The sequence below is a fragment of the Paenibacillus sp. J2TS4 genome, from assembly GCF_018403245.1.
Lineage (GTDB): Bacteria > Bacillota > Bacilli > Paenibacillales > NBRC-103111 > Paenibacillus_L.
On the sequence record NZ_BOSH01000001.1, the window covers coordinates 48266 to 63403 of the forward strand.

The 15138-nt window shown below is 47.5% G+C and carries 3 protein-coding genes; 2 read left to right on the plus strand and 1 reads right to left on the minus strand.

Annotation, left to right across the window (positions count from 1 at the left end):
• Positions 1-282: 282 nt before the first annotated feature.
• Positions 283-7188, plus strand: a complete 6906-nt coding sequence (locus KJS69_RS00210; protein ID WP_213581060.1) for a fibronectin type III domain-containing protein — start codon at positions 283-285, stop codon at positions 7186-7188.
• 259 nt (positions 7189-7447) lie between these two features.
• On the opposite strand, the gene KJS69_RS00215 is transcribed toward KJS69_RS00210, so the two are convergent.
• A complete protein-coding gene (locus tag KJS69_RS00215) occupies positions 7448-9490 on the minus strand; it encodes an ATP-binding protein (RefSeq protein WP_213581061.1) in 2043 nt (680 codons plus the stop codon).
• A gap of 606 nt (positions 9491-10096) precedes the next feature.
• On the opposite strand from KJS69_RS00215, the gene KJS69_RS00220 reads away from it, so the two are divergent.
• Positions 10097-15016 (plus strand): leucine-rich repeat protein, encoded by a 4920-nt coding sequence (locus KJS69_RS00220; protein ID WP_213581062.1) that lies wholly within the window; start codon positions 10097-10099, stop codon positions 15014-15016.
• Positions 15017-15138: the final 122 nt, after the last annotated feature.

The window sequence follows — 15138 nt, forward strand, 5'->3', positions numbered from 1 at the left end:
GATTCAGATGGTGGATACATGGTGGAAGTCCTTTTTCATTTTCGAAGTTTTCCATAAATTGATTATAGTAAAACACTGTCGGAGCATCAATGGAATATTACTCCCCAAAATACCCCCTAAACTGCCCCCAAGGGGAATAGATATGCACTTCTATTCAAAATAAAATAGAGATGATTGTCTTATCATTGCAAATTTTATCGAGGACCCGTGCAGCAGAAATATATGGATGAAATGCAACTGTTTGTAACGATTGCTAAGAATGAATAGATAGAGAGGACTGGAATGATGGGAAAAGGATTACTTCTTACACATGCAGGTTTGTTCTTAACGATAGCGAAGAGTAGCTTCAGGCGAAGGTTTGCTGCATTAGTCAAGATCTGGATTATCGCGGTTATGCTTATCGCTGGGTTTGTTCATACTCCGCAGACCGTGTCGGCAGATGCGGTGGTTGCGGAAATAGACAAGTACGAGCCGCGCGCAGCCGCCGTGAATCCGATTACGAACGAAATCTATGTCATCAGTTATGCGGGTAAAGAAAACTTCAAGATTATTGATGGTGTGACGAATCAATCAAAGCTAAGTTGGCAACTATCCGGCATGCCGTTGGATGTTGCTGTAAATCCGAAAACGAATAAAATCTATGTCACCAGTTATCTTGGTGGTATTTCAGATAATGACATCGTCATGGTCATTGATCGAAATAATCAACAGACGAGAAACATTTGGACGGGAAAATACCCCATAGCAGTTGCCGTAAATCCGGTTTTGAACAAAATCTACGTAATCAATAAAGAAAGCAAAAGTTTGTCCATCATTGACGGCGAAACGAATGAAGTGACGAGTACCGTTGATTTGGGAAGCATGCCTCGTGCGATCGCCGTCAACCCGCAGACGAACAAAGTCTATGTAACCTGCTCGGGAAATGTTGTAAAGATTATAGATGGGGAAACAGGCAAATTAAGCAAGTCGGTTTCGGTTGGAGATTATCCGGAATCGATCGCCATCGATCATGCCGCTAACCAGGTTTATATCGCTCATGCTAATGCTGGAGGCGTTTCGGTGATCAATGGCGATACCGACATTTTGAAGAATACGATTCCTTTTAATGACTACTTAGTAGGAATTGCTGTGAATCCGATCACACACAAAATTTATGCCATCGGTTTGTCAAACCGGCTTGCCTTGATTATAGACGGCAAAAACCAAACCATTGAAAAGTCGGTGCCGGTGCAGTCAAAACCTAAAAACGTGGTCGTAAACCCTGTCACAAATAAAATTTATGTAACCGCCAATGACGGCGTCACGGTAATTGACGGCGATACAAACAATTCGTTGGGTACATTGGCAGTAGATATTGGAGAAGGAGATGCTCCTCTCGTCGTCAATCCGGTCACCAACAAAATTTATGCCGGATCTAAGAATAAAAATAATGTATCCGTAATTGACGGAACGCGTACGGATATAAGCAGGATTGGGACGGGGAACAATCCCCGATTTGTGGCGATCAATCCTTTTACCCAAAAGGCGTATGTAACCAATGCGGGCAGTCGGGAAGTAACTATTGTCGATTTGAAATCAAAAGAATTAAACATCGTAAAGAATTTGAATGTTGGCGAAGGATCAATCGCGGCAGCCGTAAATCCGCTGACGAACCGGATTTATGTCGTGCATGATTCAGCTCCCAGCTTTGTGACGGTGATCGATGGCACCGACGATACCATTGTCACAACAGTTCCTGTGGGCGGGTCCCCTTCCGCCATTGCTGTCAATCCGATCACAAACCAAATTTATGTCGCCAACAATCAAAGCAGCAGTGTGACTGTGATTGACGGGGCGTCGAACAACAAAAGCACCGTGCCTGTCGGTTCGGGTCCGGTCCATGTGGCTATCCATCCGTTAACCAACAAAGTGTATGTTACCAATTCCCAGGATGGTACAGTCTCGATTCTCAATGGCGCAACGAAAAAGGTTACCGCTACTGTGCCGGTAGGGACAAACCCGAAAATGGCGGCAGTTAACGAGAAAACGAACCAAATCTATGTAGCCAATAGCGGAAGCAATAACGTTACGATTATTGACGGGGCGTCGAATGCCACGAGTACCGTTCCCGCCGGAAACCAACCCTATGCGATCGCCGTTAACAAAAAAACGAACAAAGTCTATGTCTCCAACTTTTTGGGCAGAACCATTACTGTCATAGACGGCGCATCCTTATCGACCGCACAATTATTAACATTAGATGATGATTATCCTCAAAAGTTGGCGGTGGACGAGGGAAACGATAAAATCTATGTCGCCGCATTGAATTCGATTACGGTTCTCGATGGAGTGAGGAACACCTGGACAAAACTGGCGAGTGCCGTCAATGCGACGGCTATAGCGGTCAATCCTGCGACAAATCAGGTTTACGCTACGGCGACGACCAATCAATTGATGGCCATTCATCAAAGGGAGACAGCGAGTCCATTGCCTGTGAAGATCGATGCTTTCCCGAACAACAGATTAACCGATGGAACGGCTTCCGTTCGTTTCACACCGAAAAACAATTACGCTCCCATTCAAGGCCGGATACTGGACGTATACTACCAGCTTGATTCTTCGCAAGGCGCATGGAATAAGGCGAAACCCTCAGGCCAGGAAAACTGGGAAGGCTCGCTTGATGGTTTGACTCCAGGCATGCATGTCCTGTTCGCAATGGCGACAGATGGGCAAGAAGCGAAAATGGGATCGGGAGTTGGAGGCGCATATCCTTTTTACGTCGCTCCACAAGCTGCCGCGCCGACAGCTAGCAAGCCAAGTGGAGAGATGGAGTCGGGAACGACAGTTTCGTTGTCTGCGTCTACTGCCGGAGCGTCGATTTATTACACGACGGATGGCAGCACGCCAACTCCAGGCAGCAGCTTGCTGTATCACGAACCGATCCCTGTAACGCGAAACATGACGGTTAAAGCGATTGCAGTCAAGGCTGGCATGGCGGATAGTGACGTCATGACGGAAACGTATACGATTCCGGTCACCGCTCCTTCCGCTCCTTCTGCGCCAGAAAAGCTGACGAGCGCCACTGGCGACCGGGAAATCACCCTGAGTTGGAGCACCGGAGCAAATGCGGACAGCTACGCGGTGTACAAATACGAAGGGACATCAGCGCCGGCAAACCCGGATGATTGGGTATTGATACAAGAGAATATAACAGTCAACACATACACCGTTACAGGTTTGATGAATTACATGAGTTATGCCTTTGCGGTTAAAGCCTTCAATACAAAAGGAGCAAGTGATTTCTCGGATGAAGTAATTGCAATCCCTGCCGCAGATCCTGTCTCTTCAGTACCCAGTGCACCCCTCGATGTAATGGCTGAGGCGGAAGACGGTCAAGCGAAGGTCAGCTTCCATGCGCCGGAGAATGACGGAGGCAGCCCTATCCTAAGTTACACTGTCACTGCCTGGGTGGACGGAACAGCAACGCCGATCACACAGAGCGGCGATTCAAGTCCGATCATCGTTACCGGCTTGACGAACGGTACGACGTATAGGTTCACGGTTGAAGCGACGAATAAAGTGGGAAACTCGGTTCCATCAGCCCCATCGAATCCGGTAACGCCGAAAGCAAAGCAGCCCGACCCGGACACCGAAGAACCACAATGGCCGAATGGCAGTGAACTGACCGTGTCGGATATTACACAAACGAGCGTGAAACTGTCGTGGCCAACAGCGACGGATAACGTGGGCGTAAGGGGTTACCGGATCTATGTCAACGGAACCGAGCACGAAACGGTAGGCGGCGGCGTCAATGGAACCACCGTGACCAGTCTGGCAGCAGAGACGACCTATACGTTTAAAGTGATAGCTTACGATGCGGCGGGGAACGAAAGTGCGGCATTGACTACTTCGGCCAAGACATTGCCGGAACCGTCAGAGCCGGACACCGAAGCGCCGCAATGGCCGGATGACAGTGAACTGACGGTTTCGGACATCACGTACACGAGCGTGAAGCTGTCGTGGCCAACAGCGACGGATAACGTGGGCGTAAGGGGTTACCGGATCTATGTCAACGGAACCGAGCACGAAACGGTAGGCGGCGGCGTCAATGGAACCACTGTGACCAGTCTGGCAGCAGAGACGACCTATACATTTAAAGTGATGGCTTATGATGCGGCGGGGAACGAAAGTGCGGCATTGACTACTTCGGCCAAGACATTGCCGGAACCGTCAGAGCCGGACACCGAAGCGCCGCAATGGCCTGATGACAGTGAACTGACGGTTTCGGATGTGGCGCAGACGAGTGTGAAGCTGTCCTGGCCGAGCGCGACGGATAACGTGGGAGTGACCGGCTACCGGATTTATGTAGATGACGTCGAGTACAAAACGGCAGGCGGCAGTGAGAATGCAATCATTGTCACTGGTCTGACGGCAGAAACGAGTTATATGTTCAAAGTTACGGCTCACGACGAGGCAGGGAATGAAAGCGCGGGACTGACCGAATCGGCCAAGACGCTGCCGCAGCCGACGGACCCGGACACCGAAGCGCCGCAATGGCCGGATGGTAGCGAACTGACGGTTTCGGATGTGACGCAGACGAGCGTGAAACTTTCATGGCTAAGCGCGACGGATAACGTGAGAGTGACGGGCTACCGGATTTATGTAGATGACGTCGAATACAAAACGGCAGGCGGCAGCGAAAATGTACTCATCGTTAATGGTCTGATGGCAGAAACGAGTTATACGTTCAAAGTTACGGCTCACGACGAGGCAGGGAATGAAAGCGCGGGACTGACCGAATCGGCCAAGACGCTGCCGCAGCCGACGGACCCGGACACCGAAGCGCCGCAATGGCCGGATGACAGTGAACTGACGGTTTCGGATGTGGCGCAGACGAGCGTGAAACTTTCATGGCCGAGCGCGACGGATAACGTGGGAGTGACCGGCTACCGGATTTATGTAGATGACGTCGAGTACAAAACGGCAGGCGGCAGCGAGAATGCAATCATCGTCACTGGCCTGACGGCAGAAACGAGTTATACGTTCAAGGTAACGGCTTACGACGAAGCAGGGAATGAAAGCGCGGCATTGACTACTTCGGCCAAGACATTGCCGCAGCCGTCGGAACCAGACACAGAAGCGCCGCAATGGCCGGATGACAGTGAACTGACGGTTTCGGATGTGACGCAAACGAGCGTGAAGCTGTCTTGGCCGAGAGCAACGGATAACGTAGGAGTGACGGGCTACCGGATTTATGTAGATGACTTCGAGTACAAAACGGTAGGCGGCAGTGGAAATGGAATCATGATCAACGGTTTGACTGCTAATACATCCTACACGTTCAAAGTCACGGCTTTTGATGCGGCGGGGAATGTAAGTGATGCATTGACCGCTTCGGCTACGACATTGCCGCAGCCGTCGGAACCAGACACAGAAGCACCGCAATGGCCGGATGACAGTGAACTGATGGTTTCGGATGTGACGCAAACGAGCGTGAAACTGACATGGCCAAGTGCGACGGATAATGTTGCTGTGATCGCCTACCGGATCTATGTCAACGGAACTGAGCGCGAAAAGGTAGCTGGCAATGTACATGCAATCACCATCGACGGTCTGACCGCTAATACATCCTATACGTTCAAAGTCACGGCTTATGATGCGGCGGGGAACGTAAGCGATGCATTGACCGCTTCGGCCAATACAATGCCGCAGCCAACGGAGTCGGACACGGAAGCACCGAAATGGTCGGATGGCAGCAAGCTGACCGTGTCGGACATCACGCAAACGAGCATGAAACTGTCATGGCCAATAGCGACGGATAATGTTGGTGTGGCGGGCTACCGAATCTACGTCGATGGCAAGGAACGAACAACGGTAAGCGGGAACGTATACCTAACCACCATCACTGGCTTAACGGCCAATACGAATTACACGCTCAGAGTCACGGCTTTCGATGCAGAGGGTAACGAAAGTGCGGCACTGACCGCATCGGCCAAGACGCTGCCGCAGCCATCGAAACCGGACACCGAAGCACCACAATGGCCAAGCGGCAGTCAGCTAACTGTATCGGGTATCACGAAAAATAGCGTGAAGCTGTCATGGCCAACAGCGACGGATAACGTCGGTGTGACGGGCTACCGGATCTACGTCGATGACAAGGAGCGTATGACGGTAAGCGGGAACGTATATGCAACCACAGTCGACAGCCTGTCGGGCATTACGACGTACATGTTCAAAGTCACGGCTTATGACGCGGCGGGTAACGAGAGTGCGCCACTCAGTAAGCAGGTAACAACAGCCCGATCTTCGAGTGGAGGAGGCGGTTCCGGAGGCAGTGGTTCCGCAGGAGGCCGAGCGTTATCCAGTAACGCCGATCTTGAAGAATTGAGGGTATGGGATAAGGATAAGAAGTTGGAACTCAGCCCATCGTTTGCAACTGGTACGACAAGTTATACGGCACGAACACAAGCCGAGCAGGTCGAGATTGCAGCAAAACCTGCACACTCTGGGGCGAAGCTGATGTTGAAAGAAAAAGTGATTACGGACAGAACGAAAGTACATCTGGAGGAGGGCGACAATACGTTTGTGTTAACGGTACAGGCGGAGAATGGTACAAAGAAGAAATACACGCTGACTATTTACCGTGAAGCACCCAAGCCATCCGAACCAGTCATCGAATTTACCGACATTGCCGGACACTGGGCGGAAAGCAACATCAAGCGTGCCGCGGAGAAAGGCATTGTCAGTGGTTATCCGGACGGAACGTTCAAGCCGAATCATCCTGTTACCCGAGCGGAGTTTACGGTGATGCTGACGGGTGCCTTGCAATTGGAAGAGATGGGCGCTCCGCTTACCTTCACTGATAACGATCAAATCGGGGCATGGGCGAAGCAAGCGATTGCCCAGGCGGTACAGGCGGGAATTATCGACGGATATGGAGATGGCAGCTTCCGACCGAATGCGCAGATCACCCGAGCAGAAATGGCAGTCATGATTGCCCGAGCGATGAAACTGCCGCTCAAGACAAAAATGAAAACTGGCTTTACCGATGATGAGGCGATTCCGGAGTGGGCAAAGGGGGCTGTGGAAGCGATTCGTGAACTGGGCATCGCCAGCGGTCGTGAAGGGAATAAGTTCGTTCCGGAAGACATGGCGACGAGAGCGGAAGCGGCGGCGATTTTGCTCCGGATGTTAGATATCCAAAAATAAACATGGAAAAACGCGAAGTGTCCTGGAAGGGAATCTTCGCGTTTTCCAGTTTGGAAAACCTGTATATTGTTTGTTCGCTGTCATTATCGGAAACTTCTTTCATTACAATGCATGGAGTGCACGATCATTATATCTGATACATATAGCAAGTCGAAGGTGGATTCCATTACTGGGTTGTCTTCATCGATCGATATCATTCGATCACAGCGAAGTAGCGATCCTGCTGTCTCACTTTAGCAAATTTGGACTGCTTAACGATTTAATTCTTGATTCGTAACAATTTTGAGAAACTGGATAAAGCTTTACGCAGATGGCGGTAGTAGGTAGAACGGCTCATATGGCATGAACTGGCTGCTGCGACCGCGTTGCCCGGGTAAACTTCGTAAGTATTCTTTAGAAGCCCCCGATCTTGCTCAGATAATCCGTACGACGCGTCTGCTAGAATCGACAAAAGATGCTTCTGAAGTTCCAAGCCGTTCTTAACACCAGGAAAGTAGCAGACAAAATCTTGCAAGGCGTCAGGCTTATGCAGTAACAAGAGAAGCCTGCGAACTTCATCTTCTGACAGTTCTTTATATACCGTACCCGGTGGTTCAGGGAATAAGGTCATGATCCATTTACCGAATCCATCGTTGCGAAGATCCAATTCAAGTACATCTGCTTGTGCATAGGAAGTATCGCAAGCCCTAGAGAGCGTTGGGCGAAGGCTGAAGCCAAGTTGCAGGAGAAACCGCTTCAGGTTTGAATTTGTCGCTACCAGAACAGCTCGCGATCCCTCACCAAGCAATGATAATCGATCTAATGTCAGCAAACCTACGAGTTCCTCGCGGGTCAGTACCGGATGATCGTTGGTGGCGGCTCCTAATACGGCATAGAACGTATCTGCCTTGTCAGGATCGCACAATAATTCGTCAGGATCGCAGCACTCAGAAAGCTCATTAGGGAAATATTTAGTCAGCAGTTCGGTTGTCTTTTCATACAAGAGTACGGCAATAAACATTGCGATAGGCATATCGTCAGATCCGCGCAAAACGACAATGCTTTCTGGAAACCGTTCAGCTAACTCATCAAGAAATGCATGGTACAAGGAGCTTTGCCAAGGGTCAACACTATACTCGCACCATTGGTCAAGGATTTGATGGAGGATTGGCAGGTCGCCAGTTCTTATGGATTCCAAAAAGGACTGATGTGGTTCTACGGTTAAATCCGCGTACATCCGGTCCAACTGCAGGGAGTCCTTGCAGAGGATTAGCATCCGCGAGGCGACTTCTCTTCGTGAGCTTTGTTCTGTCGACTGCAATTTCCTATAAAGGAATGCTATCGCCTTGGCTTGTAATGCGATGAGTCGATGAGGCTCTCTTATCCTTAAATCCTGGATTAAATGCATGCGGGCCAGATCGTGCAAGGCCAACCCCTCGGTTCCGGTCTTGATGAAAGACATCTCTTGCATAGCCCGATATTGCTGTAAAGTGACCTCTTGCTCTAGAAACTGAGATAGCATTTCCTGATTAGCATGCTGGAGAACGATTAGCGCATCGATGATCGGAAGCAATTCCAAGGATGTCATATCTCTCAATAATTGAGCACTGATGGTTTGGGAGACGATCTGCTTGTCCGAAGGCGATAACTCCTTCTTCTTAAGTGCAGCTTCTACTGTCAGGGCCAATGCTAATGGATGTCCGTTCGAGGCCCGCACAAGCGCTCTTGACAATTTTTGTTGAATGATTCCAATAGAGCGGATATACGCCTCAGATTCTTCATAGGAAAAATGGGTCAGAGGCATCTCAGTAACATAACCGCTCCAGAATCGATTCATTTTCCAAGCGAGAGACAGAGGGACACGGGATGCCAGAATAATAGCGATTCCAGCTAGCGGCAACTTCGGTAGAAAGACTTTCATCATCCAGCCTTCAAGTAATGACAGATGCTCGTAATTATCTATGCAGAGCAGTAATCGTTGTTCGGCATTTGCCGAAAACAGTAATTCTAAGGGCTGGGAGTACCTATTATTGTTCCAAAACTCCAGGCTAATCGTAGAAGAGATATATTCTAGGAAATCTACGGGAGTTTGTGTGCATGAGCGGCCATCCAGCCAGATACAGGTTGTATTGTATTGGCGCGCAACCAGCATCATTTCAGCCATTAGCGAGCTCTTACCGATTCCCCCCATGCCCGACAGATGAAAAATTTGCATTGGGGCCTGTGGGTCATCCAACCAGTTGGTAAGATCACTCAATTCTTTTTGCCGTCCAATGAAAGGTTTTGTACGATCAAACCTTTGTGCATGTAGTATGTGATTCATTTTTACTCCTGGGTTATGCAACAATTTATTGATTGAACATTCTATAAGTAATACTACCACAAAATGAGACAAACTTGGGACTCGTATTCCATTATTATTGATATATTTAGATTTTAGGATAGATTTTATTAAAGATTAGGGTCCAATGACCAGTGATGTAATATCAAACCCCTGATTTGTAGGAATTGAAGATTTTTTCGGCATGAACACCTTAAGTGAGGTAAACCTTTGGGAAGTCGGCAGCCTCCATGTTTGTGATCTCATCGGTTTAAACTTCTCCGAGAGCATTTCCATAGTTTTTATTGTACTGGAAGTAGGTCATAATGGTCGTGCTTTTGCTGTGGGGTGCAGGGTGGCCGGGGGCAACGAAGCAAAGGCGAGCAGCGGAAGTATCATTTATGTAAAACAAAATCCACTGGTAATGTATTGAGCTGCGGCAATGCGCTCGCAGATTTCACACAGCACACTTTATACACAGTTAGGTGACCAGGTGTGGGCTGCAGCAGAAACGTATAGCTAACAGGCAATGGAATCGGAACTTTCTGGGTCAGGAATTATTAACACACGCATTTATGAAAAATAAAATGTAATAAGGAGATTTTTTAAATGAAAAAGAGAAATTTAAGTTTACTACTAACCATTATTTTATTGATCAGTACATTTCCCCCTGGAATATTTGCAGAGGAAATACAGCCAGAGGCTATTGTAGCTATAGAGGAGGATTTTTCAGAAGATGAATTTAATATTATGCAAACGAATGAAGATTTATTCCAATTCAATGAAAGCACAGGTACTGTCGAATATTATTTTGGCACTTATCATAACATAGCGATTCCCGAAACCATCCGAGGAGTAAAAGTGGTAAAAGTAAAAAATTACGGTTTTTCAGATCTAAACCTGAAAAACGTTATTATGCCAGATAGTATAACCGATATTGGTGAAGGTGCATTTTCTAGAAATCAACTTAAAAATGTTGTTATATCTGATAATGTTGTAAATATTGGAACAGCTGCTTTTAAAGATAACCAACTAACAAGTATTAACATTCCAAAGGGTGTAACTGAGATCAGTGAGAGTGCATTTTTTAATAATCAACTAAAAAATGTGACTATATCCGGGAATGTTACAAGCATTGGTAGATCCGCTTTTACAGCTAATCAACTAACCAGTATTGATATTCCAGAAAGTGTGACTAGAATTGAACATTTTGCTTTCGAGAGTAATAAACTAACAAATGTGGTTATTCCCGATGGTGTTACTATTATTGAGAATTATGTTTTTGCTGATAATCAGCTTACAGATGTTTTTATACCTAATGGCGTTACTAGTATTGGAAGTGGAGCATTTCAGGGAAATCAACTAACAGATGTCATTATACCGGATAGCGTTACTGAGATTGGTTATAGAGCTTTTTATAATAATCCTTTGAGATATATTTCAATACCTGGGAATACGACTGAGATTTTTAATTCGGACGATACGATTCCATCCTCAGCCGTCATAATAACAGAAGAAGGCAGTGCAGCACATACATGGGCAGCAGGTAAAGGCAGATCCGTACAATTAGTTGGTAAAACCATAACTTTCGACTTAAAAGGCGGACAAGGTTACTTTCCTTCCCATACAGTTGAGCTGGGAGAATCTTTGGTTGAGCCTAAAACTACTCCTACTAAAGAAGGTGCTATTTTCAAGTATTGGCGAACCAATAAAGGCGATGTTTTTGATTTTAGAACGATAACAGAAGATATAACCATTTTCGCTGAGTGGGAAGAGACAATCCCGGAGGATAGTCCATTCGTGTTTGATAAAAGCACAGGCACGATAACAGGATATACGGGCACAGAAGTAAACGTAGTCATTCCCTCAAAAATACAGGGAGTGAGTGTGCTAAAAATTGGAGATAACGCTTTTAAGGAGAAACAATTGCAAAGTGTTGTTATCCCAAATAGTGTTACTAGTATCGGAAATTTTGCATTTTTAGGTAATCAGCTGCTAAGTATTGATATCCCTGATAGTGTAAATAGTATTGGCGGTCATGCTTTTCAAGCTAATCAACTTGCCAAAGTAATTCTACCTAATAACATGAATAGAATTAATCAATATACCTTTGCCGGCAATCAGCTGAAAAGAATTAATATTCCGGATAGTGTTATTAAGATTGACGAGATGGCTTTTTATATGAACCCTTTGGAATATATTTCGATATCTAGCAATACCGATATGATTGGTGGAGAAGCTATTCCATCCTCATCTATCATAATAACAGAAGAAAACAGCACAGCTCATACATGGGCTATAAATAATAGTAGATCCGTACAATTAGCAGGCAGGACTGCATCCTTTGACTTAAAAGGGGGAGAAGGAAATTTCTCACCTCATACCGTTAAGCTTGGGGAGCCTTTAGTCAAACCTAATGCTATTCCTAAAAAAGAAGGTGCGACGTTTAAAAATTGGCGAACAAATATTGAGCCTGTTTACGATTTTAGGACGATAACAGAGGATATAGTAATTTATCCGGAGTGGGAAGAAACAATACCTGATCCATCAACAATCATAGTAAATCATATAGACATAGACACTAAGAAAGTATTAGATACAGAAATCCTAACCGATGGAGAAGAAACCTATGCGATAAACTTTGGGAAGATAGCAGGTTATACATTAGTAGATAGCTCATTGAATCTAACAGCAAAAGATAAAACAATCATATTAGAGTTTAAGTATAGGAAAGAACCGATGGCGCCAGCTACAGCAACAATTCAAATCCATCACATAGACGTTAATACGAATGATGTACTAGAAACAGAAACACTAACCAAGGAGTTAGGAACTTACAAAGTGAATTCTAAAGAAATACCAGGCTATACATTGGCGGATGATGCCAGTAAGGAAATCACTTTAACTATAAAGGATGAAGTAGTAACAGTAGAATTTAATTACGTGAAGGACCCAACGATAGAAAGCGTGGAGTCACTTGCTGATATCGAGGTAGCTTATGGTACGGAACGTTCATCGTTGGCACTTCCATCGACTGTTCAAGTGAGGCTAAGCGACCAAACAAACCGAAGTCTTGGTGTCACGTGGGATAATGGAAACCCGGCTTATAACGGCAATACAGCCAGCGTGTATACGTTCACTGGAACGCTGGCACAGGACGTGTCGAATCCGCAGGGCTTGACGGCGGAAGTGAAAGTGATCGTGAAACCGAGACCAGCAGAGCCTCCAGTGGTATCAAGCGTTGAGTCTCTCGACGATATTGAGGTAGCTTATGGTACGGAACGTTCGGCGCTGCCTTTGCCACCTACGGTTCAAGTGAGGCTAAGCGATCAAACTAACCGAAGCCTTGGTGTCACGTGGGATGATGGAAGCCCGGCATATAACGGCAATACAGCTGGCGAGTATAGGTTCACTGGAACACTGGCACAGGACGTGTCGAATCCGCAGGGCTTGACGGCGGAAGTGAAAGTGGTCGTGCACCCGAAACCAGCAGAGCCTCCAGTAGTATCAAGCGTTGAGTCTCTCGACGATATCGAGGTTGCCTATGGTACGGAACGTTCGGCTCTGCCTTTGCAACCTACGGTTCAAGTCAGGCTGAGCGATCAAACTAGCCAAAGCCTTGGTGTAACTTGGGACGGTGGAAGTCCTGTATATAACGGCAATACAGCCGGAGAATATACGTTCACTGGAACCTTGGCGCAGGACGTGTCGAATCCGCAGGGCTTGACGGCAGAAGTGAAAGTGATCGTGAAACCGAGACCAGCAGAGCCTCCAGTAGTATTAAGCGTTGGGTCTCTCGACGATATTGAGGTAGCCTATGGTACGGAACGTTCGGCTCTGCCTTTGCCACCTACGGTTCAGGTTATGCTAAGCGATCAAACTAACCGAAGTCTTGGTTTAACATGGGATAATGGAAGCCCTGTATATAACGGCAATACAGCCGGAGAATATACGTTCACTGGGTCCTTGGCGCAGGACGTGTCGAATCCGCAGGGCTTGACGGCGGAAGTGAAAGTGATCGTGAAACCGAGACCAGCAGAGCCTCCAGTGGTATCAAGCGTTGAGTCTCTCGACGATATTGAGGTAGCTTATGGTACGGAACGTTCGGCGCTGCCTTTGCCACCTACGGTTCAAGTCAGGCTAAGCGATCAAACTAGCCAAAGCCTTGGTGTCACGTGGGATGATGGAAGCCCGGCATATAACGGCAATACAGCTGAAGAGTATAGGTTCACTGGAACACTGGCACAGGACGTGCCGAATCCACAGGGCTTGACGGCAGAAGTAAAAGTGGTCGTCAGGCCATCTGAGCCGGACCCCAAATCACCGATCTGGCCGAATGGCAGTGAACTGACGGTTTCAGATATCACCAAAACAAGCGTAAAATTATCCTGGCCAGAAGCGCAGGATACCAACGGGGTGATCGGTTACCGCATCTATGTCGACAGCAGGGAAGCTCAGACCGTTACCGGCAGCGTGTACGAACAAACTGTCACAGGTCTAATAGAAGGTACGACCTATACGTTTACCGTCATGGCGTTCAACGCGGCGGGGAACGAGAGCGAGCCGCTCAGCGCCAAAGCGATGATTGACCGGTCTTCGAGTGGTGGAGGTGGAGGCGGCGGAAACTCTGGCGGCGAAGGCCCAGGCAGTGGTTCCGGAGGGGGCCGTGCGTTATCCAGTAACGCCGATTTGGAAGAGTTGCATGTGTGGGCAAAGGAGATGAAGTTGGGGCTAAGCCCCTACTTTACTTCCGCTACAACGAGCTATACAACCCGAACGGAAGCTGAGCAAGTTGAAATTACTGTAAAACCGGCCCATTCCGCGGCCAAAGTGATGTTGAAAGATCAAGTGATCACGGACAAAACGAAAGTACATCTGGAGGAAGGCGGCAATAAGTTGGTGTTGGTCATCCAGGCGGAGAATGGAAACAAGAAGGAGTATACGCTGAACATTCACCGTGAAACGCCAAAGCCATCCGAACCGGAAATTCATTTTTCCGACATTGTTGGCCACTGGGCAGAGAGCTACGTCAAGCGCTCCGCGGCGAAGGGTATTGTCAGCGGATATCCAGATGGAACGTTCAAGCCTAGTCGTTCCGTTACCCGAGCGGAGTTTACGGTAATGCTGTTTAGCGCCTTGCAGTTGGAGGAAGATGACACAACGCTCACGTTCATCGATCAAGATCAAATCGGAACATGGGCGAAGCAAACAGTCGCCAAAGCAGTAAAAGCCGGCATTGTCAGCGGATATGGGGATGGCAGCTTCCGGCCGAATGGGCTGATCACCCGAGCAGAAATGGCAGTAATGATCGCCCGAGCGCTGAAACTGCCGCGCAAAGCAAATATTGTAACTGGCTTTGCCGATGATGAAGAGATTCCGGAGTGGGCAAAGGGCTCTGTGGAAGTGATTCGTGAACTGGGCATCACCAGCGGTCGTGAAGGAAATCGTTTCGTGCCGAACGATAAGGCAACTCGTGCAGAAGCGACAGCCATGCTCATCCGAATGCTGGAACGAAAAGAAAATCAATAAGGATTTATAGAAAAAAATTATGTTACGGCTGAAGACACTTCTCTCCGACCGTAACTGCTTATACAACTTTTGCAAATTGAATAATATTTAAAAGTCTGCACGCTCGCTTGTATGGTAAAGGA

Excerpts from the sequence above, each read along its gene's own strand:
- KJS69_RS00215 (WP_213581061.1), bottom strand. The coding sequence starts at position 9,490 with ATGAATCACATACTACATGCACAAAGGTTTGATCGTACAAAACCTTTC.
- KJS69_RS00220 (WP_213581062.1), top strand. The coding sequence starts at position 10,097 with ATGAAAAAGAGAAATTTAAGTTTACTACTAACCATTATTTTATTGATC.
- KJS69_RS00210 (WP_213581060.1), top strand. The coding sequence starts at position 283 with ATGATGGGAAAAGGATTACTTCTTACACATGCAGGTTTGTTCTTAACG.